We start from the raw sequence: 21,301 nt of genomic DNA, 5'->3' as shown, positions 1-21,301 counted from the left end.
GGAAGAAAAATGATTAAAGCAGTGCGAATTGATGAACGATTAATTCATGGACAAGTAGCGATGACTTGGACAAAGAGTCTAAATTTAACCGGGTTAGTAGTAGCCAGCGATGAGGCGGCTACCAACGATATTCAAAAGATGACATTGAAGATGGCTGCACCATCGAATGTCAAAGTCATTATTAAAACAGTTGATGACGCGATTCATTTGTTAAAAGATCCGCGGGCGAAGGACATGCGCTTGATGGTTTTAGTCCCTAATGTCAAAGATGCGGTAAAAGTTGCGAAAGCTTTCCCAACGGAAATCGAATTAATGAACGTGGGGAATGCTGGGAAAATGACACCGCCATCGGAAGATAAGAAAACCTTATCAAAGGAAGTGATGTTAACGACGTCAGAAATTCAAGACTTAAAAGAATTAGTTGAACTTTATCCAGATACCGTTTTTCAGCCTACACCGGCGATGGAAAAACGTTCAGCTATCTCTATTTTGAGTGATTTTTAGAAAAAAGGAAGGAGAAAAATTATGTATGATGCATTTGTAGTCGCTTTGGCCGTTTTTATTGGAGTTGCTGGACATGAAATGTTCGGGATGTCCATGCTGAGTCGTCCGATTGTTGTTGCTCCGTTAGCAGGAGCGTTGATGGGGGATTTGCAGACGGGGTTGATTGTCGGGGCGTCACTAGAAGCCATTTTTATGGGTGTCGTCAATATCGGAATCTCTAGTACGGCGGAGCCTTCTTTGGCTGCTGGGTTGGCTACAGCGTTCGCAATCAAAATGGGAGGAAACGTGGATGCGATTATTCCCATTGTCTTTCCACTAGCAGTATTAGGATTACAGTTAATGAATATGATTTTTTCTTTTGTATGTGGACCGATGGCTGCTAAATTTTTCAAATTTGCAAAATCTGGTGATCAAAAAGGAATCATCAATCTGCACTTCGTTATGTGGTTTGTCCACTATGCGCTTTATGCTCTTATTCCATTCTTTGCCGTTTTATTTGGAGCAGATGTTGTCAAAAGCGTCTTGGATAATATTCCAGAGGTCATCATGAACGGATTAACAGTCGCTGGAAATCTGCTGCCGGCAGTTGGGATGGCGATGCTGTTACGGATGCTTTGGAGTAAAAATATTGCTGTGTGGTTTTTCTTTGGGGCCGTTGTTATGGCGTATCTCGAGTTACCATTGATTGCAATTGCCGCAGTTGGAACGATTATTGCAATTGTTATAGCCCAAAGAGATCTACAACTAAAAAATATATCTGTTCATGCAGTTCAAAGCGATGCTGCTGTAAATGCAACGCTTGACCAAGAAGAGGAGGATTTCTTTCAATGAAATTAGCTGATGGAATTTCTAAAGATGAGAAAAAATTGGTTCGGAAGATGTTTTGGCGCTCGATGACCATGTATGCTTCGGTGAATCCGGTGACGATGGGCGGCGGTGGTTTCGCCTATTCTATGATGCCCTTCATTAATCATTTCTACAAAAGTGAAGAAGATCGAGCTGCGGCGCTGGAACGTCATACACAGTATTTTTCGACGACCATTCCTTGCGCGTCCTTTGTCATGGGGATTGCGGCATCGATGGAGAAGGAAAATTCTGAAAAAGCTGGTTTTGACGTGGAAAGTATCAACGCGATCAAAACGAGTTTGATGGGACCATTGGCTGGAATTGGCGATTCATTGTTCTGGGGAGTTTGGCGTGTCGTTACCGCGGGACTAGCGATCAACTTAGCCAATGCCGGAAATATTTTGGCACCAATTATCTTTTTAGTTATGTTCAATATACCTAATTATTTGATGCGATACTATGGCGGCGTTTTAGGCTATTCATTAGGCTCTAAATATATTGAAAAGCTGTATGCGAACGGGTTAATTGAAATTCTGACAAAAGCTGCTAGTATCTTGGGTCTGATCATGGTAGGCGCAATGACGATCAGTATGGTCAAATTCAATACCGTTTTGAGCTTTTCAATGAAGGGCGAAGAACTAATGAATGTCCAAGAAATCCTCGATAGTATTTTTAAAGGAATTGTACCGTTATTGGTAACATTGGGCTGTTTCAAATTACTAGATAAAAAAGTCGGCGTCATCAAAATTATTTTTGGAATGGTCGTCTTGGGAATTTTATTGTCATTACTTGGAATCGCATAGTAGGAAGCTGCAGCTACTAGGCTGCAGTTTTTTTAGCAAGGAGGGAAAAGATGACTATTAATGAAGTAATTTATTCACCCAAACACCCATTATTTAATGCTGAGTTAAAAGACGGAAATGTGACTACTTCAAACGAATACAGCTACTATCGGAATATTCCTGATGTAAAGGGATTGACCTTTGATGTAAGTAATCAAAAGACATTAGGAAACCTTGATGTTTGCGGGACGATTCAAACGTTGACCTTTTATCGAGAAAATTTACTAACTGAGGAAAAACCAGGTGTTTGGGTCAATAAACAGCTTTCTCAAACCAATTCGTTATCCTTAAAGGTTGAAGTAAACGGGATTGTCTACCATTTGTCAGAATCGGATCATCGTATTGAAGTCGATGTGATTCAAGACTGTTTGCCTAGATATATTCATCATTATTCGACGTTTAAGGTCATTGTAGTATCCTTTGCTCCAATACTGGCTAATAAGCGTTTAAGTATGCTTGTTCAACAGGTTTACATTGTTAATGAAACACACGAAAGCCTTCAAGTTTCAGTGAAAGATGTGCCTTTGTACCAAGAGAAGTATTCGGATCAGCAAAATGTGTTGATTTCTCAAAAAGGAAATAAGGACACGATCGCACAACAGGAAGTGGCAAGCTTCGCCATTGCTTTTGTGGACCCAAATGCTTTTGAAGAAGTAATGACTTTTCAGGAATCTGATATCGAAAAATGGCTGAAGGAAACAATGAACTATTTTGCTCAGCTATTTGGGCAGCTGTCAATGTCAGACGATAGAGTTGTCCATCTCTATCGTCGTGCACTTTATCAAAGCTTTTCTAGTTTCGGTATGAATCGACATGGACAGGTCGTCGGCAGCAATTGGGGCAGCTATCCTGCTACTAATCGAATTTGGAATAAGGATATGTATTACGCATCATTGCCATTCACCATGTTTGAACCGGAGTTATGTCAAAAAACGGTTCTATGGTTTGATCAATATGGCGTTAAGTTTCCTGGTTCAAAATTTACAGGAGGTATCAATCATTCTCTGAGTAATTCGTTATCCAGTGCGTTACTGGCTAGTCTTTATTTTGAACATACTGGGGATACAAAATTCTTTGAGCGGTATCCGCAGGTTCTACTGAATGCTTCAAGAATTATTGAGGACATATTAGCTCAACGTCGGTCAGGGGAACCAATGCTTTTTCCATCTGTTTGGTTATCAGACGCCTTTGCACTTGGAAAGTATCATACCGGCAGCAATCTTTGTCTTTGGAAGGCCTGTAGTGGACTTGCAGAAATTTTTGAAGCCCTAGAACAACTGAGTCTTAGCGAGCGATACAAAGACATCGCCTGTAAACTAAAGGAATCAATTTGTAAACAAATGACCATAGATGGTACTTTTGGGGAGCAATTTTTGGAGGGGATCGGTGATGAGGAGAAAACAACCTATTCAGTGAAGAACTATCAAAAACCGATTCTTGAGCAAGGGTTAATCTTTTTAAGTGATGTGATTGTGGATGGGAAAATCAATTTATTGATGCATGATGGAGAAGAATCAGACACTACGTTGATGCCTTTTTATCAATTTTTAGATAATAAAGATCCTTTATATCAGAACACCATGACGTTTTCTGCTAGTTCTTTCAATCCAACTTATAGCGAGGAAATCAAAGGCATCACTTGGGGATTAGAATCCGGCGCCACTTTTCCTGGCTTTATCACTGTTTTAATGAGTGACCTGCACAACCATCAAGCCTTCGTAACCCGATTAGAGGAGCTGATTTGTTTGGCAGATTTAGACGGTTCATGGTGGTGGTGGCCGTATCGTTTAGAGGCTAAACAAGGAGAAGTTGTGCGAGACTTTGGCTGCGGCAAATGCGGCTGGGCATCGGGCCTTTTTGTCAGTATAATGATCAGTCAATATTTCGGATTGAAATTCAAAAAAGGAGTATTGCAAATTGATCCTGTTGATAATTTAACGTTTTCTTGGAAAAATTTGAAGTTCGGTCAAGCCTTCATTTCGATTGAATGTACGCAATCCGAGTTGAGTATTTCAAATTTGTCAGAAAAGCCATTGAAAATAAGTGATACGAAAAAAATTCTTCACGTAGAAAAGGGAAAAACGATTTACATTCAAAGGAGAAAAAGATGAGTATACTAAAAAATATTACCCAATTTAAAAAAATCCAGAGTCGAGCAATCACTCCCGAAAATCCAACAGGCGAGAAAGGTAAAGCTGCGATGTTGCCAAGCGAGCTAGGACCAAGCCGCAAAGGTCGTGGCGCAATTCCGCTGACTTCTGGTGAAGAAACTGTGATTGCGGATATTACTGGAACGGGAATAATTCGTCATATGTGGATGACGATTCGTGATCGAACAGAATTTGGCAGTTTTGTTTTACGTGATTTAATCTTAAGAATTTATTGGGATGGGTCGGATAGCCCTGCTGTTGAAAGTCCTTTAGGGGATTTCTTTTGTAATGGGTTTGGAGAGCGTTGCGAGGTGAACTCGTTGCCTATAGTGGTTAATCCTACGGGGGGCTTTAATTCCTATTTCGAAATGCCTTTCCAAACATCCGCTAAAATTACGATCGAGAATTTACATCCGAAGGATATGTCCTCATTTTTTTATACGATAAATTACGCTTTGGTGGACGAATTGGAAGAAAATAGCCTATATTTTCACGCAAATTGGCATCGGGAACGCATTACCAAATTACAGGAGGATTATAAGTTAATTGATCGATTAAAGGGTCAAGGCTATTACGTGGGTACTTACCTTGCGCTTACCTGCCTAGAACGTTATTGGTGGGGCGAAGGCGAGTTTAAATTCTACATTGATGGGGATAGTGAGTATCCGACCGTAACCTCAACAGGTTCAGAAGATTATTTTGGCGGGGCGTGGGCCTTTCATGAGTACGATGAGTTCGGACGTCCACATGCGAAAAACTATTCAACAGCCTTTTTAGGGTATCCTTACCAATCAAATAGAGATGCCACAAGAGATCGTTTTGAAACGGGAAAATTGAATGCCGTTCATGCCTTTGGTGACGACGCAATGCCACGACATGGTCTTTATCGTTGGCATCTTCAAGACCCCATCTGTTTTACCGAAGATTTATCGGTCACTTTACAACAAATCGGCAACGATGATGTTCGCTTATTTGAGCGGCAAGACGATGTTGCTAGTGTTGCCTATTGGTATTCAACAGAAGCTTCAGGAAATACTAAACGTCATTTCACTGATCGAGAACGCTTGCCGCGTTAATGAAGTGTTTTACACATATTCGAAGGGAGAAGCCTATGATGATATATGGGGCAATTGAAGCTGGAGGGACTAAATTTATTTGTGCAGTCAGTACTGAGGAATTGACGATTTTGGAAAGAGTCAGTTTTCCCACAACGACTCCAGTTGAAACAATGAAGCAGGTCATTGATTTTTTTAAACCTTTTAAGGAACAATTGGCAGGAATCGGGGTCGGCTGTTTTGGTCCAATTGATATTCAACGTAAATCAAAGAAATACGGTCATATCACATCAACACCGAAACTTGCTTGGCAGAATTTCAATTTTGTAGGAACGCTAAAGCAACATTTCAATATTCCGATTGAATGGACAACAGATGTTAATGCGGCTTGCTATGGTGAATATGTTGCTGGTTCTGGCAAAGGGTTAGCAGGTGTTGCATACTTCACTGTGGGAACAGGTATCGGAGGTGGTGCCTTGTTCAATGGGACTTTCGTGGAAGGGTTCAGTCATCCGGAAATGGGGCATATGTTGATCAAGCGACATCCAAAGGACAATTTTTCAGGAAACTGTCCCTTCCACCAAGATTGTTTAGAGGGGATGGCAGCAGGACCAGCGATTGAAAAACGGTTGGGTGTAAAAGGCCAGAATTTATTGGCTGACGATTCGTTTTGGCAGATTGAAGCCTTTTACCTTGCCCAATGTGCATACAATACAACACTGATGCTTTCGCCAGATAGAATTATTTTTGGCGGTGGTGTAATGAAACAAGAACACATGAAGAAAAAAGTTCAGGATAAATTTGTTGAGCTTATAAATGGATATGTTGAAATACCACCAATTGCTAGCTACATTGTTACGCCCGAATTAGGTGATAGTGCTGGAATAATCGGCGGATTGGCATTGGCTAGAAAGGCGATAAGAAATAAGTAATTTTAATGAATAAATGTTTCATTGGTACTCATGTCAAAAGTATTTAACTGAGTGATCAAATGATGTTTGATAAAGCGAAAATGAATTCAAATAAAAAAGGATCGAGCAAACAGGAACATTTGTCCGATCCTTTTTCACATTCTATTTATTTCGTTTATTCAACCAATCGGTAGAGACATCCATTGCGCTCTTGTCGCGTGGCTTTGATCCATATAATTGACCATTACGAAATCATGGATCATCGCTTTGAATGCGAACTTGTGTCACATCTACTTTTTTGACCAGATTTTGACCAGTCTATTTTACATTCTAATGTACTTATATGAGTTAATTTTTTGAGTAAATGGTAAGTTTTTCCTTGTTTGTTTTATCTTAAACTAGTGTGTAATTTGAAAATCTATATGGAAGGGTCTGTGGGGTAATAGAATTGTTTAAGCTAGAAATGCCTATTTGAAGGCGTTTCTGGCTTTTTTTGTTTGGGTGTGTAGAAAGTAACATCAAAATTAACACCAATGAGAAATGGATAGTTAGATTGTTATGGTAAAAATGATCTAAGTAATGAAAACCTTTCAGAGGAAAACGAAAATGTATAGGGGAAATAAAGATAAGATACTTTTTTTAAGATTGAAAATATAAAATATCATTGTTCTTATGCTGCTACCATTTGGAAATTAAGCTATCCGTCCGTTGGTGCACTACGTCAATGGTATAATGAATATTTGTTATCTGTGAAGCTTCATCATAATCACCGGAAAAATCAAAGTATTCTGAAGAACAAAAACGAATAGCCGTGGATTATTATTTTGAATATGGCCAATATTACGCACGAACCATTCGTATGCTCAGAAGATTTCTCCTGTACAACCAAATCTATTGAATCGTAACTTCAAAGCAAAAAAACCAAATGAAAAATAGTTAATAGATATTACTGAGTTTAAAATTCTTAAAGGGAAAATCTATTTGTTCCCGCTTGTCGATTGCTACGATGGAGCTTTTATTAGTTGGACCATTGAAACAAATCCTGACGCAGAATTAGTGAGTACTATGCTATATTGTGGACGAGCTGAGCTCTACCCTTCAAGGTCAAGAGCGTCCAATCATTCATTCTGAACGTGGGGCTCATTATCGATGACCAGATTGGATCGAGCGAATGAACAAAGCAAACTTGACTCGCTCCATGTCTAAAAAGGGGTGCTCACCAGATAAATTAGTGTATGAAGGTTTCTTTGGACGATTAAAAAACGAGGTGTTTTATCAACGTGACTGGAAAAACACAACAATCAATCAGTTTATAAACCAATTGGATAACTATATCCACTGGTATAATCATAAACGGATCAAGTTAACTTTAGGAGGACTAAGTCCTCTTCAATATCGGAAGAAACAAAGATGTATTTTTAAAAATGGTCCAGAAAAACATCCGCACCCCCAAACCCACAATTTTAAACTGCCCTTGACAGGAGATGATGGAGTCTCTAAATCACTATATTTTTAACTAGTGATACCGATATAGATATATATCTGTAATAAACAAAAAAATGAAAGCGCTATTGACAAGTTCGTATAGACAATGATACTATTATAGAGTAAACGTTTACGTTGTTTTGTTAGTAGTATTTTCTCATTTTTTTTAGTTATTTATGTAAACGATTACGTAAACCGAATAAAAGGAGTATTACGAATGAAAAAGATGCATAAAATTTTGACCGGTTCAGTTGTATTGAGTAGTGTTGTCTTACTTGCAGCATGCAGTGGCGAACAAGACAAAGAAGCAAAAACAGATACCGATGGAAATATTGTCATGACAGTGGGTCAACAGACGCAGCCAAACTCCAAACTCCCTGATGGAGACTCTTATGCAGATAATGCTTATAGAAGACTGATAAAAGACGAGCTAGGTGTGAGTATTGAGAGTGCATTTGAGGCAAATGGTGATGATTATACCAGACAAGTGTCGCTTGCCATTGCTTCAGGCGATCTACCAGATGTAATGGTTGTCAGCAGAGATGAGATGGAGGAATTGGCTGACAATGATTTGATTGCTGATTTAACAGATGTTTATGAAGAATACGCTAGTGATAATATCAAAAATATTTACAATTCTTTTGACAATGTCCAAATTGATTCTGCTAAAATAGACGATCGAATTATGGGACTACCAGGCACTGCGAATGATTTTGGTCCTAATTTGGTTTGGATTAGACAAGATTGGTTAGATGACTTGGATGTCCAATTGGACGAAGATGGCAATCATGCCATTACTTTGGAAGAGCTAGAATCAACGGCCAAAACGTTCAAAGACAAAGATGCAGGAGGAACAGGGAAAACACAAGGTCTCGCATTTGCCAATTGGCTAACTTCCGATAGTCATGGAGGATCTGGGTATACAGCAACTGCGATATTCAATGCCTTTGATTCATTTCCTAAAAATTATTTAGTTGGGGAAGATGGTCAGTTGGTTTACGGGTCAAATACTGCCAAAACCAAAGAAGGATTGAGCTACGTAAAACAACTATTTGACGATGGAATTTTAGATGATCAATTTGGTACGCGAACATACGACGACATCAATGCGATGATGATTAATGGAGAACTTGGTATTATACCTGGCCCTTGGCACTTATCTGATTGGGCTTTGGTTCAAGCAAAAACTGCAAACCCTGATGCAGCATTCACGCCTTATGCAATTGAGAGTAGTGATGGTCAAGTAAATGGTGTGAGCAAACCAGGTGTAGGTGGCTATGTAGTTGTTAATAAAAATTTTGCAAACCCAGAATTAGCCATAAAAATAATCAATTTATTGTTTGATGAAGTACCAAACTCAACCGATATGGAAACAGAGTATCCTGAAATATATGCCTATGCGCAAAAATCTGTAGACGGATCAGTACGTCCAATGAATATTGAAATGTTCGAAAACTTAAGTGAAATATCTGATGCAGTGGAAGCTTCTCAAGCGGCTGAAGGTGAGATAGATATTGATGATATTTCAAGTTTCACAGTAAAAAACAATGCACAAAAAATTAAAACCTATCTTGATGACCCGAGCACTGCAGATCCAACAGATTGGGCGGTCTATGCGTCGAGATTATTGGCTGTAACTAATGTGATGAACGGTGTACGGGAAGAGAATATCTATAATGAAATCACGCCATTTACGACATTTGAAACCATTAAAGCAAGTGAGCGGAATGGTGCCCAAATTTCAAAATTAGAAGAAGAGACGTTTATCAAATTTGTGACAGGGGAAGAATCTTTGGATAATTTTGATTCATATGTGAAGACTTGGAATAGTCAGGGTGGACAAGCGATTTTAGAAGAAATGCAAAAGCTTGCGGATGAATAAAGGTCATTTCTAAATTTTGGGTAGAGCATTTGTTCATTGCTGCAAATGCTCTACTATATTATCAATTATCAAATAAGGAGAAAGTTTATGGAAAAGCTTGCAACAAAAAAGAAGTGGTTTTCTAAAGATCAGTGGTTATTTCTAGCAATGATTGCGCCGGGAATGATTTTTCTACTAATCTTCTCGTATGCGCCAATGTTTGGTTTAATTATGGCATTTCAAGATTTTGTTCCAGCGCGTGGCTTTTTGGGTTCGGATTTTGTTGGACTAGATAATTTTATCTATATTTTTAATTTGCCTGATATCTGGCAAGTAACCTACAATACGGTTTTTATCGCAGTAGGGAAAATTGTGTTGAACACCATTATTCCGATTATCTTTGCCATTTTATTGAATGAGATTCGCGTCAAATGGATGAAGAAAACCATGCAAACAATCGTTTATTTGCCACACTTCTTATCATGGGTCATCTTGGCATCAGTTATTCTCAATCTATTTAATTTAGATGGTACTGTGAATCAAGTGTTACAAAGCTTAGGCTTGGACCGAATTAACTTTTTGGGCAGCAATGCTGTGTTTCCACATTTGTTGATTTGGACAGATGTATGGAAAGGATTTGGTTATAACTCTATTATTTTCTTAGCGGCAATCACATCGATTGATCCAGGGTTATATGAGGCTGCAACAATGGATGGCGCTAGTTGGTTGCAACGTGTAAAACATGTGACGATTCCAGGCATGATGTCTTTTATTATTTTGATGACCATCTTGGCTTTACCAGGTATCTTAAGTGCCGGATTTGATCAAGTTTACAACTTATATTCACCACCAGTCTATGCTAGTGGAGATGTTTTGGATACTTACATTTATAGAATTGGGTTAATCGGACGTGATTATAGTTTAGGGGCTGCAGTAGGACTTGTCCGGTCGATTATCGGTTTGATTTTGATTTATGTCTCGAATAAAACAGCTGAAAAAGCCACAAATCGGGTTATGTTTTAATTCATAGAGAGGAGAAAAAAATGAGAGAGAAATTCGGTATTCGACAATTTGTGATTTATTTAATCGTTATTTTATTAACACTATCTTGTTTGGTCCCTTTATTAAACGTTCTGGCGCTGTCCCTAAGTTCCTCCCAAGCAGCTGCAGGGAATAAAGTAGGACTTTGGCCAGTAGATCTCACGTGGGCAGCATATGAAAGAATCATTAACGATACACAGTTTTGGCGTTCGTTTGGGATCTCTGTTTTTCGTGTATTTGTTGCTTTGGTCCTTAATTTAGTGATGATCGTCACCTTAGCTTACCCATTATCAAAATCAAAAAAAGTGTTTCGGACTAGACGTTTCTTTATGGGATTTATGGTTTTTGCGATGCTCTTTAATGGCGGGATGATACCGACCTACTTGATTGTGCGTAATCTGGGAATGATCAATAGTATCTGGGCGTTAATATTACCGGGTGCTGTGCCTATTGGCAGTGTCATTTTAGTCATGAATTTTTTTCGAGGGGTACCTAAATCTTTGGAAGAGTCTGCATTATTAGACGGAGCAAATGCATTTGATGTTCTGCGTAAGATATACATTCCCATATCTTTACCTTCTTTGGCAACTGTATCATTATTTAGTATTGTCGGGAGCTGGAATGATTTCTTTGGTGGTTTGATTTATATGACAAAAATTGAAAATTACCCATTAATGACGTACATTCAATCTCTGTCTGTCAATATTGCAGAAACTTTGCAAAATGCAAGCGGCATGACATCAGAACAATTACAAAGTTTATTAGCTGTTTCAGATCGTAATCTGAATGCAGCGAAAATCATTGTAGCGATTGTCCCCTTGTTGGTGATTTATCCTTTTTTACAGAAATATTTTGTACAGGGAATTGTTGTTGGGGCTGTAAAAGAATAATTCTAATCATGAGATAATTGAAAAACAAGTCAATGGATTCGATAAGAACCTAAGAAGAAGGGAAGTAAACCTATGAATTCTTTTTTTCGAATAGATGGACCCGTCTATAACCTTTTGATGAAGTTGTGGAGTCTGTTCGTTCTCAATTTATGTATTTTAATAGGGAGTATCCCAATTGTAACAATTGGTGTTGCAACCAGCGCAGCTTATGCCGTTTGCTTTAAGTTGCATGAAAACAATGATACACGTGTTATTGAAAACTTTATTTTGGCATATAAACGAAATTTCAAACAAGCTATTGGTTTTAGCATCATGCAATCTATTGTTTTTTTCGTTGTGGTTGTCGATTTGAATTATATGATTCATTTGGATCAGCAAAATCTCATTGGCTTGCTTGGGGTATCTATCGTGGGTCTTGTCCTTGTGTTAAGTAGTCAATATACGTATGGTTATATTGCACGCTTTAAAGATTCGGCTAAGCTTGTTTTCATGAACTCTATGAGGCTTGTCTTAGCAAATATGCGGGTGAGCTTTTTGTTATCAGTTATCACATTGTTCTTGCTATTTTTGATAGTGACCTCCCCAATTGCATTTGTTTTTGTGTTGTATCTGAGCATTTTTATTGGGTGTAGTTTTCTTGTATTCTTAAAATCATTTTTAATGTTAAGTGTATTTAAAAAGTATGAAATGTAAAAGGAGATTCAATATGAGTTCATGGTGGCAAAAAGCAGTCGTATATCAGGTGTATCCTCGTAGTTTTCAAGATAGTAACGGGGATGGCATAGGTGATTTAAAAGGGATTATCCAACGATTGGATTACTTGGCGTATTTAGGCATTGATGCGATATGGTTAAGTCCTGTCTATAAATCGCCAAATGATGATAATGGTTATGACATTTCAGATTATCAAGAGATAATGGACGAATTCGGAACAATGGAAGACATGGAAATTCTGATTGCAGAAGCTATGAAGCGGAATATCCGAATCGTTATGGACTTGGTTGTTAATCATACCAGTGATGAACATCCCTGGTTTGTTGAGGCGAGACAGTCAAGAGACAATCAATATAGAGATTTTTACATTTGGTCAGATCCTGATTCACAAGGGAATCCGCCCAATGATTTAGGTTCAACATTTTCTGGTCCAGCTTGGGAATATAGTGAATTAACGGGACAGTATTATTTACACTTATTCAGTAAAAAACAGCCGGATTTAAACTGGGAGAATCAAGAAGTAAGACAGTCTGTTTATGACATGATGAATTTTTGGATTGAAAAAGGGATTGGCGGATTCCGAATGGACGTTATTGATTTAGTTGGTAAACAACCATTCAAAAAGATAACAGGGAATGGGCCTAAACTGCATGAATACTTGCAAGAAATGAATCGAGCTACATTTGGCAACAAAGATCTTATGACGGTTGGAGAGACTTGGGGAGCAACACCAGAAATTGCTAAATTATATTCCAAACCCAATCGTAATGAACTGTCAATGGTTTTCCAATTTGAGCATTCCGGTCTTGATCAGCAACCAGGAAAAGAAAAGTGGGATTTAATCGACCTGTCTATTCCAGCACTAAAGGACGTTTTTTCCAAGTGGCAAACAGAGCTGGCTTCCGAGGGATGGAATAGTTTATTTTGGAATAACCATGATTTACCAAGAATCATTTCTCGCTGGGGGAATGATAAAGAGTTTCGCGTCCAAAGTGGAAAAATGTTTGCAATTTTGCTGCATTTATTAAAGGGAACCCCGTATATTTATCAGGGAGAAGAAATCGGTATGATCAATTATCCGGTTGAAACCATTGAAGAAGTCGATGACATTGAGAGTATCAATATGTACAATGTCCGCTTGTCGCAGGGCTATGCAAAAGAGGATATTTTGGACTCGATCAATGCAAAAGGGAGAGATAACGCAAGGACACCGATGCAGTGGAATGATTCAAAAAATGCAGGATTTACCTCGAATAAACCTTGGCTACATATAAATCCTAATTATCCTGAAATCAATGTGGAGAAAGCTCTTGAGGAAAAAGATTCCCTTTTCTACACATATAAAAAATTAATCCAATTGCGACATGAACATCCAATTGTAGTTTGGGGAACTTATAATTTGGTTGATACCGAAGACGAAAATATTTTTGCTTATTGCCGTGTGCTAGATGAGCAAAAATGGTTGATCATTACTAATTTTCAAGAAAAGACAACTACTTTTGATCTAAAGGAAGAGCCAAAATCAGTTTTGATTCAGAATTATACGAAGAAAGAATATACAAAAGGTATGCTCTATTTGGACCCCTATGAAGCTGTTGTCTTAGAAATAAGCTGATTTACTTAGTGACTGAAATATTTAGAAAAGGAGTAAATATGACGAAAATAAGAGAAAAAAATAATAGAAAAGTTCTTGCAACAAAAAAAGATACACAAAAAAGCTGGACTGTTTCGATTATTATCATTGCCTTTCTTTTCGTTTTTATTTTTGGTAGTGCTTATATGAACAAAAAATTGCAAGAGGAGATGGTGGGCATTCAATATGATGCAACATTAAAGTTTTCAGTAGATAAATCTATGTATGATCCCGGGGAAACCATCATCTTGGCGTTATCGACAAGTTCAAATTCTCTAGAAACATCTAAAGGCAAGTATCTTGTCAACGTGAAATACTTGAACGAAACAATCGATACGATTGAAGGCGTTTGGGAAACGACATCAGAAGGGAGCATTCAAGAGGAAATTGAATGGACTGCACCAAACGAAGACTTTAAAGGCTATTTATTTGAATTGGACATACTCGATTCAGAGGGTCACGCTATTCGACACATGAATACAGCAGCAGATGTGTCAAGCACATGGACGAAGTTTCCTAGATATGGCTTTTTGACAAATTTCGATAAGGATATAGACACTGAAGCAGTGATTGAGCAAATGAACGACTGGCAATTAAATGGGATTGAATACTATGATTGGAAATACCTGCATCATCAATTAATTCCTGAAGATGGAACAATGGAGTGGCAAGATTGGGCTGGTCGCAAGATTAGTGGAGAGACCATCAAAAGCTACATAGCTGAAGCAAAAGCAAGAGGGATGACAAATATGTCCTATAATATGATTTATGCTGCGACAAATAATTATGCTCAATATGGTATCAAAGAAGAGTGGGGGCTGTGGTATGCAGAAGATCATGAAGCTGGTAAAAATAAAGGTGATCGATTTACATTCTCAATGGGTGCAAGTCCTACAGGTCAATCCAATCTCTTTTTCTTTGATATTCAAAATCCAGAATGGCAAAACTATATTATTCAAAAAAATTTAGAAGCTCTACAAGTGATGGGATTTGATGGTTGGCATGGAGATACAGTGGGTGAATGGGGAAAAATGTGGACTCATGATATGATTGGTGATGAGACACAAGGTATTTATGTGAAGGATGGGTATAAAGAATTCTTGGATATTGCCAAAGAGAAGCTTGATAGCTATTATCTATCATTTAATCCTGTAGGTGCTCAAGGTATCGAACAGGTAAATGCCTCTGCTGTGGATGTCCTATATGCAGAAATCTGGCCTTGGGATACAACAAGTGATGGAGAGCAGTACAATACTTATCAAAGTCTAAAGAACGTCATCGATAATTCTCGAGACCAAAGTGATGGGAAATCTCTAATCATTCCAGCATATATGGAATACGATTATGCTGAGAGTGTGGTGAGTGAACCTTTTAATATGTCTGCAGTTTTATTAACAGATGCGGCAGTATATGCTGCAGGAGGTTCACGTATTGAATTAGGTGATGGCGACGAAATGCTATCGAATGAATATTTTCCCAAGCATAATTTATATATGTCAGATGAACACAAAGTACGTCAAAAAGCGCTGCAAAATTTTATTGTTGCTTATCAAAATCTTTTGCGGGATGGATTAGAAGATAATGGGCATCAGATTGAATTTGTCGATCAAAATCAATCGAGCGATGGACAGCCTAATACAATCTGGGCATATAGTAAGTCTGGTAATGGATTCGATACGATTCAAATGATCAATTTACTTGGCGTTTCTGATAATGATTGGCGAGCAAATCAAGGAGAGAAAGAAACACCTACTATTGTTGAAGATTTGACAGTGAAATATTATACGAATGACACATTTGAAAGTGCTTGGCTCACTTCCCCAGATCCGAGATATAATTCCGTTTCTAAAGAACTGGATATGGAATATGGACATGATGCGCAAGGAAATTTCGTTACGATCACTGTTCCCTCGTTAGAGTATTGGGACATGCTTTACTTTAAGCAAAAAGGATGAACGACAGAAGATCAACCCGCAGAAGGCGCATGTTCAAACGTTGAACAAGAAAATTTATTGTGAACCCGTGTGCTTCATTTATTTCACTAATGAAGGCGCGAGGTTCTTTTTTTATACTAAAACCTCTCGCATTTCCCTCATATTTGTGTAATACTAGAGCTAACAACGTAAGCGTTTACTCAGGAGGTTTCTATGCAATATACAATTAAAGACATTGCCAAGAGAGCGAATGTCTCGATAGCTACAGTTTCACGAGTTATTAATGGTCTTGGTGGATACAGCGAGGAAACAAAACAAAAAATTTTAGCTATTACTCATGAGTTGGGCTATAGTCAGAATAAATCTGCTGTATCATTGGTGAGTAGAAAGTCAAATTTGTTAGGTATTATTATGCCGCAGTATGCTACTACTTTTTATGGTGATATTATTAGCGGGATTGAAGATGAAGCCTATCAAAGAGGCTATAACGTTATTTTGACACATGCAGGCGTAGATGGGTCTAGGATGAAAGAAAGCATCACGCTTATGAAGGAGAGAAATGTTGACGGGTTTATCATTTTTTCTGTAGATTTATCAAATGATGAGATCCATTTAATTAAAAAACACAATATTCCTTGTGTGTTGCTTTCTGCAGATACGGTGAAGGGGGATATTCCGTTTGTTAAAGTCAATGATGAACAGGCGATTGCCGATGCTACTTCATATTTAATCAAGCGTGGAAGTCAAAAACTAGCTCTGATTGGTGTAAATCCATCTGATCGTATCGCAGGGAAGGCACGGATAAAAGGATTTAAAAAAACGTTGATCCATCATCAATTGATTTATTCTGATACAGATATTTATTTTGGAGATTATGGTTTTGATTCTGGAAAGAAGAATATGGAGGAAATTATTCAATCGGGTGTTTGCTATGATGGAATTGTTAGTGCCAGTGATGAAACAGCATTGGGTGTCATGTCAGCTTGTTCTGAAGCTGGGATTAAAATTCCTGAGGAATTGTCAGTGATCGGCTATGATAATTCATTAACAGCAAGAATGAGTACACCAGCTTTAACAACAGTATCTCAACCTTTTCATGAAATGGGGAGTGAGGCAATTGACATGTTGATTCAACTTGTTGAAAAAGGCGGAAACGTAGAATCTAAGATTGTAAAACATGAAATTGTAATCAGAAATTCAGTTAAATAATCGTTTTCTGTTTTTGTTAGTATATGTTGAATATCTTTCCAATACCATGTCAATCATGGCACTAGTCAAAAGTAGCCAATTATCTATCGGTTAAAGATTTCACTATAAATGACTCAACAGAGGGACAACCTGAAGTAGGTATTGCAAGTGAAGGTTTTGTGAATTATCAAGAATCAGCACAATTGGTGAAAACAGATAGTAAAGAAAACCCATTGCCTGGCGCAAAATTCAAGCTCATCGATAAAGAAGGAAAAACGGTTATACAAAATCTTGTATCGGATGATAAGGGGGTTGTATTGGTAAAAAATCTGGCACCAGGAGATTATCAATTTATTGAGACAAAAGCGCCTAGAGGATATGTGTTAGATGAGACACCTGTTGAACTTACATTTGCAAGCAAAGCCCTAGGTGAGCCAAGCTTAGTTGATGTAGGGGAATTTGAGAACTCGAGTTATCTAATTGGTAAAAGGCATATTTATAGATATTTTTTTGATGTGGGTGTAAGGGATAGTAAAGGGAGTAAATTTGGAAACTTCATTTCCTATGCTAGAAGATGTCAAAAGAAATTTGATCAAATATCTCCTCTGACGGAGAATTTAATGATGGAACAAATAAAAAACAGACGTAAAAAGCTATTAAAGAAAATGTATAAGAACTGATAATCAAATGATATGCTCCCATCATAGTAGACGTTAGAAAAAAATATTGATAATCTACTATGATGAGAATTTATCAAATCGTGACTTTCATATCTATCGTCCATTAACCGCTGAAACAAACACCAAATAATTCGCGAAATCGCCAATCCGTTGTCGGTGGTCATTCACATCACTTCTTGTACGTTGTTCTTGTTCTTCTTGTAAGAATAAGCGTGATGTCCAAGAATGACTGTCCCAATGGTTTAATTGAAAGATGCGTTCCAATAGGATGAAATGGTCGATAATGGTATTGTGAATATTCGTTCGTTCGGAATCTTTTTCCAGTTTTTGTTCCTTAGAAAATTGATGCCATTCTGCACGAATGACTGTATAACGAATAGCAGCACCCATCAACTCTTCCCAAATTTCGATAAAATCATTATCATTCATATCAGCATTTTTTAATATCTCTTGATAGATAGTGGTCATTTCAGTAAAAGATAGCGCTTCTGGTTGTTGTAAATAATTTTCGTATGTTTGATTCAATTGGGACATTAAATCACTCCTTGAAATGTTTTTGTTTTAACTAGTTTACTACAAGCAATAAGTTAGTGCATCAAAAGAAAAATAGGTAAGCATACCATTTTGGTAGTTTTTTCTCGTTGATTTGGTAGAAATTTGATGAGACAAATAGGCTAGTATCACTTTATTCATTGATACTAGCCTATTTTGTATCCAAAATTTATGAAAATGATTAAAACAAATCTTTTTCTTGCTCGATAAATTGAGCAAATTTATCAGCACTTCGTTCTTCTCGTTCTGGATAAAAATAGTTGTAGACTTGTTTTGTCATTTTTGAATCTTTATGACCAACACGATACATAATATCCTCTAGTTTCATATCTGCCATTGCGCACAAGGAAACGTGGGTTTTTCTAAATTCATGAAGAGTTATCCGTTTTTCAAGCTGATATTTATTAGCGATCATATCATACCAATCATTTGGTTGGCCAGGACGACAAAAGTTATTTGAGCGATTGGGGAAGATTAGCTGTTTATTGCTGTGATGACTTAAACCTAGTATAGAAAGCTCCTTTTTTTGACGTTGTTGCCAGTTGTTTAAAAATTGTATGGTTTGCCAGTTGTCAAGGGCCATAATAAAATGTTGGTTTTGGGCCATTGAAATTGTAGGTAGTTTTCTCTTTATCGTTTCGTTTCTTTTCCTTTCGTTTCACTATAACTTTTCATTCGATAGGAAGGTCCTGTAATTTGAATAATTTTAGAATGATGGACCAATCGGTCCAATAAAGCATTAGTCAATTTCTTATTACCAAAAATTTCGGACCATTGAGACAGAGGAATATTCGTTGTAATAATCGTTGATTTTCTTTCGTATCGCATATTAATTAGTTGAAACAGTAAGTTAGATCCTTCTTTTGAGAAGCGGAGATACCCGACTTCATCAATAATTAATACAGAATAGCTCGCATATTTTTTGAGCATGGTATCACTTGTCCCACGTTTATGTGCCCGAATAAGTCGATTAACCAGTTCTGTACTAGTGATAAATAAACAGCTCTGCCCTCTATCAATACACTCTAAACCAATTGAAACGGCTAAATGGGTTTTTCCAACACCGCTATTTCCAATGAATAAAAGGTTGTCATACGTGTCTAAAAAGCGTAATGTCACTAAATCTTGAATTTCACTTTTTTTGATTTTGGGTTGAAAATCAAAGTTAAAATCATGAAGGCGTTTATGATAGGGAAACATTGCCCGTTTTAAAATTTTTCTTTGGGTCTCCTTTCTACGATAGCTAATTTCTTGATGTGTTAATTCAAATAAAGAATCAACTAGAGATTGTTCATTTTTAGCTACTTCATCTAAATGGGCAGGTAAAATTTCTTTGATACAGGTAAGATTTAAATCTGATAATTGATTTAATAACTGATGGTAATTTGACATATGAGCCTCCTTATAATTCATCGTAAGCATCTAAATTTTCTTCTACAAAGCGCTCCAACTCTTCGTCTTCTAAGTATTTGAAGACATCAGATCGAAGAATCTCAAGAGAGTCATCACGTTGATAATTTAAGGTTTTTTTGCTTAATGGGTGCGAGCGAATACATTGATGGCCATACCAAATGAATAGACTGTCCTTACGGACATCTAAAGTTACCTCTTTACCAATATATTTCACGGGAACAGAATACTTTGAGTTTTGATATTGGACCATGGATTCAATGGAAACTTTTCTAATTACGTGTTGGGTTCTAGAAACATATCTGACTAATTCTAAACAATTGAAAGGACGCAACACCGATTGTTCATCTATAAGAAGCTTAGAGGGATGATTATTCACTGCTTGAGAACGTTCATTATTTAAGTCATTCATAAACTCATAGACGATTCGTTTTAGCTCCTGCTCATTTTCAAACTCGTAGTTAAAGACCATTAAGCGGTTAACAGTACGAGCTAAAGCTTCAACTTTGCCTTTGGTTTGTGGACGAAAAGGGCGACAAGCAATCGGATTGAATCCAGCATCTTTAGCAAATTGACGAAATTTTTCGTTAAAAACGGTTTGACTAAATTGGCTTTTACTTCTATCAACAACTGTTTTCATATTGTCAAACCAAATTTCTTGAGGAACACCATTCCCGCAGTACTCAAACGCATTGACCAAACAATTGAAGACATTCGCTTGGGTTCGATCAAAGGTTACCTCTAAGTATTTCATGCGAGAATAGCCTAGAATATATAGAAAAAGATTGAAGTAAAAGACTTCACCATGTTTACTCACCATCTTAATATTTTCTTTCCAATCGACTTGAGCAGAAAGACCTGGCGTCGTTTCAATTCGAATGGTTGCTTTTTTTACACGCTTTTCTCGATAGTTCTGACAATATCGTTTGACGGTGGTATAGCCACCTTGATATCCTTTTTTCTTAATAAAATAATAAATTGAAGAAGCGGAACAGCTTAACTCCATTTTATCTTTAATAATTTCTTCAAAACCGCTTAATAAAAGAGGAGCAGAAGATTGTCTCTTTTTGATCTGTTCTACTTCCCATTTAGTTCCAGCTTCATAGTAACGCTTGACTGTTCGGTAATCACAATTATATTGCTTGGCCATGGCTGCATAGTTAGGTTGAATATCGTTCATAATGTGTCGTAAGACTCCTTCTAAGACATCTTTTCGCATGAGTCACTCTCCTTGAATGGTTTCATGAAAAAGAATATCAGATTTTAAATCTAACCTACATTTTCGATGGCCCTTTTCCTACATTTTATCGTGGCCCTTTACACAATGAAGAAATGAAGATAAAAAAAGAAGTTGCGAAAATTGTTTGAATAGTGCTGCATGAAAGATACTTTTCTACTAGAATTGTCTAATTAAGTTCAATATTAAGAGTGTTTGTAAAAATTATAAAAATGAGATAAAGTATCTAATAAGTATTTTTTTAAACACTATTTTTTATTAAAAAGGTTTAAAGAATTGAAATTCTTATAGAGTTAAATTTTTTGTCATGATACCTTTGTTTAAAAGGAGGAAGAGACTTATGCTCTCATACACAATTTATTTTTTTG

17 protein-coding genes and 3 pseudogenes are annotated in these 21,301 nt (G+C 37.2%); 15 read left to right on the top strand and 5 right to left on the bottom strand.

What is annotated here, in order from left to right:
- The first annotated feature begins 9 nt into the window (after positions 1-9).
- The 6 genes from DVW06_RS14640 to DVW06_RS14615 are packed head-to-tail and all read left to right on the top strand — an operon-like array spanning position 10 to position 6,329.
- Positions 10-504, top strand: coding sequence for a PTS sugar transporter subunit IIB (locus DVW06_RS14640; protein WP_002287026.1), 495 nt, complete (start codon positions 10-12; stop codon positions 502-504).
- A gap of 21 nt (positions 505-525) precedes the next feature.
- Positions 526-1,335 carry a PTS sugar transporter subunit IIC gene (locus tag DVW06_RS14635; protein WP_060805052.1) on the top strand — a complete coding sequence of 270 codons (810 nt, stop codon included), beginning with the start codon at positions 526-528 and terminating at the stop codon, positions 1,333-1,335.
- Positions 1,332-2,153: a PTS system mannose/fructose/sorbose family transporter subunit IID gene (locus DVW06_RS14630; protein WP_002295014.1), complete on the top strand. Its 822-nt coding sequence runs from the start codon at positions 1,332-1,334 to the stop codon at positions 2,151-2,153. Before DVW06_RS14635 ends, DVW06_RS14630 begins: the two co-directional genes overlap by 4 nt.
- A 50-nt stretch (positions 2,154-2,203) precedes the next feature.
- Positions 2,204-4,303 carry a glycoside hydrolase gene (locus DVW06_RS14625; protein ID WP_137264812.1) on the top strand — a complete coding sequence of 700 codons (2,100 nt, stop codon included), beginning with the start codon at positions 2,204-2,206 and terminating at the stop codon, positions 4,301-4,303.
- Positions 4,300-5,418: a glycoside hydrolase family 172 protein gene (locus DVW06_RS14620; protein ID WP_002287020.1), complete on the top strand. Its 1,119-nt coding sequence runs from the start codon at positions 4,300-4,302 to the stop codon at positions 5,416-5,418. The genes DVW06_RS14625 and DVW06_RS14620 overlap by 4 nt, the downstream gene beginning before the upstream one ends.
- A 38-nt stretch (positions 5,419-5,456) precedes the next feature.
- Positions 5,457-6,329 carry an ROK family protein gene (locus DVW06_RS14615; RefSeq protein WP_098381779.1) on the top strand — a complete coding sequence of 291 codons (873 nt, stop codon included), beginning with the start codon at positions 5,457-5,459 and terminating at the stop codon, positions 6,327-6,329.
- A 141-nt stretch (positions 6,330-6,470) separates the two neighbouring features.
- Here the strand turns inward: DVW06_RS14615 and DVW06_RS17850 are convergent.
- A pseudogene (locus tag DVW06_RS17850) lies at positions 6,471-6,602 on the bottom strand (lipase); the annotation flags it as partial.
- Between the two features lie 561 nt (positions 6,603-7,163).
- Here DVW06_RS17850 and DVW06_RS14605 point away from each other — a divergent pair.
- From DVW06_RS14605 to DVW06_RS17110, 9 genes and pseudogenes are all read left to right on the top strand, one after another.
- A pseudogene (locus DVW06_RS14605) lies at positions 7,164-7,722 on the top strand (IS3 family transposase); the annotation flags it as partial.
- Positions 7,723-8,010: 288 nt separating this feature from the next.
- On the top strand, positions 8,011-9,675 hold the full coding sequence (locus DVW06_RS14600) for an extracellular solute-binding protein (protein WP_137264811.1): 1,665 nt from the start codon (positions 8,011-8,013) through the stop codon (positions 9,673-9,675).
- Positions 9,676-9,762: 87 nt separating this feature from the next.
- Positions 9,763-10,677, top strand: coding sequence for an ABC transporter permease (locus tag DVW06_RS14595; protein ID WP_005470258.1), 915 nt, complete (start codon positions 9,763-9,765; stop codon positions 10,675-10,677).
- Between the two features lie 20 nt (positions 10,678-10,697).
- On the top strand, positions 10,698-11,585 hold the full coding sequence (locus DVW06_RS14590) for a carbohydrate ABC transporter permease (protein ID WP_005470260.1): 888 nt from the start codon (positions 10,698-10,700) through the stop codon (positions 11,583-11,585).
- A 72-nt stretch (positions 11,586-11,657) separates the two neighbouring features.
- On the top strand, positions 11,658-12,278 hold the full coding sequence (locus DVW06_RS14585; RefSeq protein ID WP_005470262.1) for a YesL family protein: 621 nt from the start codon (positions 11,658-11,660) through the stop codon (positions 12,276-12,278).
- A gap of 13 nt (positions 12,279-12,291) precedes the next feature.
- The gene (locus tag DVW06_RS14580; RefSeq protein ID WP_086268985.1) at positions 12,292-13,914 is read left to right on the top strand and encodes a glycoside hydrolase family 13 protein; all 1,623 of its coding nucleotides are present in this window, start codon (positions 12,292-12,294) and stop codon (positions 13,912-13,914) included.
- Positions 13,915-13,952: 38 nt separating this feature from the next.
- Positions 13,953-15,887: a glycoside hydrolase family 66 protein gene (locus tag DVW06_RS14575; RefSeq protein WP_117474738.1), complete on the top strand. Its 1,935-nt coding sequence runs from the start codon at positions 13,953-13,955 to the stop codon at positions 15,885-15,887.
- A gap of 192 nt (positions 15,888-16,079) precedes the next feature.
- On the top strand, positions 16,080-17,075 hold the full coding sequence (locus tag DVW06_RS14570; RefSeq protein WP_005470268.1) for a LacI family DNA-binding transcriptional regulator: 996 nt from the start codon (positions 16,080-16,082) through the stop codon (positions 17,073-17,075).
- Positions 17,076-17,233: 158 nt separating this feature from the next.
- Positions 17,234-17,734 (top strand): MSCRAMM family protein, encoded by a 501-nt coding sequence (locus DVW06_RS17110; protein WP_005470270.1) that lies wholly within the window; start codon positions 17,234-17,236, stop codon positions 17,732-17,734.
- A gap of 93 nt (positions 17,735-17,827) precedes the next feature.
- On the opposite strand, the gene DVW06_RS14560 is transcribed toward DVW06_RS17110, so the two are convergent.
- The 4 genes and pseudogenes from DVW06_RS14560 to istA all read right to left on the bottom strand — a co-directional run bounded on the left by DVW06_RS14560 (position 17,828) and on the right by istA (position 20,915).
- Positions 17,828-18,268, bottom strand: a complete 441-nt coding sequence (locus tag DVW06_RS14560) for a hypothetical protein (protein ID WP_137264810.1) — start codon at positions 18,266-18,268, stop codon at positions 17,828-17,830.
- A gap of 199 nt (positions 18,269-18,467) precedes the next feature.
- Positions 18,468-18,857: pseudogene (locus DVW06_RS14555) on the bottom strand (tyrosine-type recombinase/integrase); the annotation flags it as partial.
- A 59-nt stretch (positions 18,858-18,916) separates the two neighbouring features.
- Positions 18,917-19,678 carry an IS21-like element helper ATPase IstB gene (istB, locus tag DVW06_RS14550; protein WP_137264809.1) on the bottom strand — a complete coding sequence of 254 codons (762 nt, stop codon included), beginning with the start codon at positions 19,676-19,678 and terminating at the stop codon, positions 18,917-18,919.
- 10 nt (positions 19,679-19,688) lie between these two features.
- Positions 19,689-20,915, bottom strand: coding sequence for an IS21 family transposase (gene istA, locus DVW06_RS14545; protein WP_137264808.1), 1,227 nt, complete (start codon positions 20,913-20,915; stop codon positions 19,689-19,691).
- Between the last annotated feature and the right edge of the window lie 386 nt (positions 20,916-21,301).

The sequence above is a fragment of the Enterococcus sp. ARL09-542 genome, assembly GCF_005234805.1.
Lineage (GTDB): Bacteria > Bacillota > Bacilli > Lactobacillales > Enterococcaceae > Enterococcus_D > Enterococcus_D gallinarum.
Note: the sequence above shows the minus strand (reverse complement) of the source record. Positions and strands in the feature narration are given on the sequence as shown.

Bases quoted from the DNA above. Each gene is read 5' to 3' on its own strand.
- DVW06_RS14595 (WP_005470258.1), top strand. From the start codon at position 9,763: ATGGAAAAGCTTGCAACAAAAAAGAAGTGGTTTTCTAAAGATCAGTGG.
- istB (WP_137264809.1), bottom strand. From the start codon at position 19,678: ATGTCAAATTACCATCAGTTATTAAATCAATTATCAGATTTAAATCTT.
- DVW06_RS14580 (WP_086268985.1), top strand. From the start codon at position 12,292: ATGAGTTCATGGTGGCAAAAAGCAGTCGTATATCAGGTGTATCCTCGT.
- DVW06_RS14635 (WP_060805052.1), top strand. From the start codon at position 526: ATGTATGATGCATTTGTAGTCGCTTTGGCCGTTTTTATTGGAGTTGCT.
- istA (WP_137264808.1), bottom strand. From the start codon at position 20,915: ATGCGAAAAGATGTCTTAGAAGGAGTCTTACGACACATTATGAACGAT.
- DVW06_RS14590 (WP_005470260.1), top strand. From the start codon at position 10,698: ATGAGAGAGAAATTCGGTATTCGACAATTTGTGATTTATTTAATCGTT.
- DVW06_RS14615 (WP_098381779.1), top strand. From the start codon at position 5,457: ATGATATATGGGGCAATTGAAGCTGGAGGGACTAAATTTATTTGTGCA.
- DVW06_RS14630 (WP_002295014.1), top strand. From the start codon at position 1,332: ATGAAATTAGCTGATGGAATTTCTAAAGATGAGAAAAAATTGGTTCGG.
- DVW06_RS14570 (WP_005470268.1), top strand. From the start codon at position 16,080: ATGCAATATACAATTAAAGACATTGCCAAGAGAGCGAATGTCTCGATA.
- DVW06_RS14625 (WP_137264812.1), top strand. From the start codon at position 2,204: ATGACTATTAATGAAGTAATTTATTCACCCAAACACCCATTATTTAAT.
- DVW06_RS14575 (WP_117474738.1), top strand. From the start codon at position 13,953: ATGACGAAAATAAGAGAAAAAAATAATAGAAAAGTTCTTGCAACAAAA.
- DVW06_RS14585 (WP_005470262.1), top strand. From the start codon at position 11,658: ATGAATTCTTTTTTTCGAATAGATGGACCCGTCTATAACCTTTTGATG.
- DVW06_RS14620 (WP_002287020.1), top strand. From the start codon at position 4,300: ATGAGTATACTAAAAAATATTACCCAATTTAAAAAAATCCAGAGTCGA.
- DVW06_RS14560 (WP_137264810.1), bottom strand. From the start codon at position 18,268: ATGTCCCAATTGAATCAAACATACGAAAATTATTTACAACAACCAGAA.
- DVW06_RS14640 (WP_002287026.1), top strand. From the start codon at position 10: ATGATTAAAGCAGTGCGAATTGATGAACGATTAATTCATGGACAAGTA.
- DVW06_RS14600 (WP_137264811.1), top strand. From the start codon at position 8,011: ATGAAAAAGATGCATAAAATTTTGACCGGTTCAGTTGTATTGAGTAGT.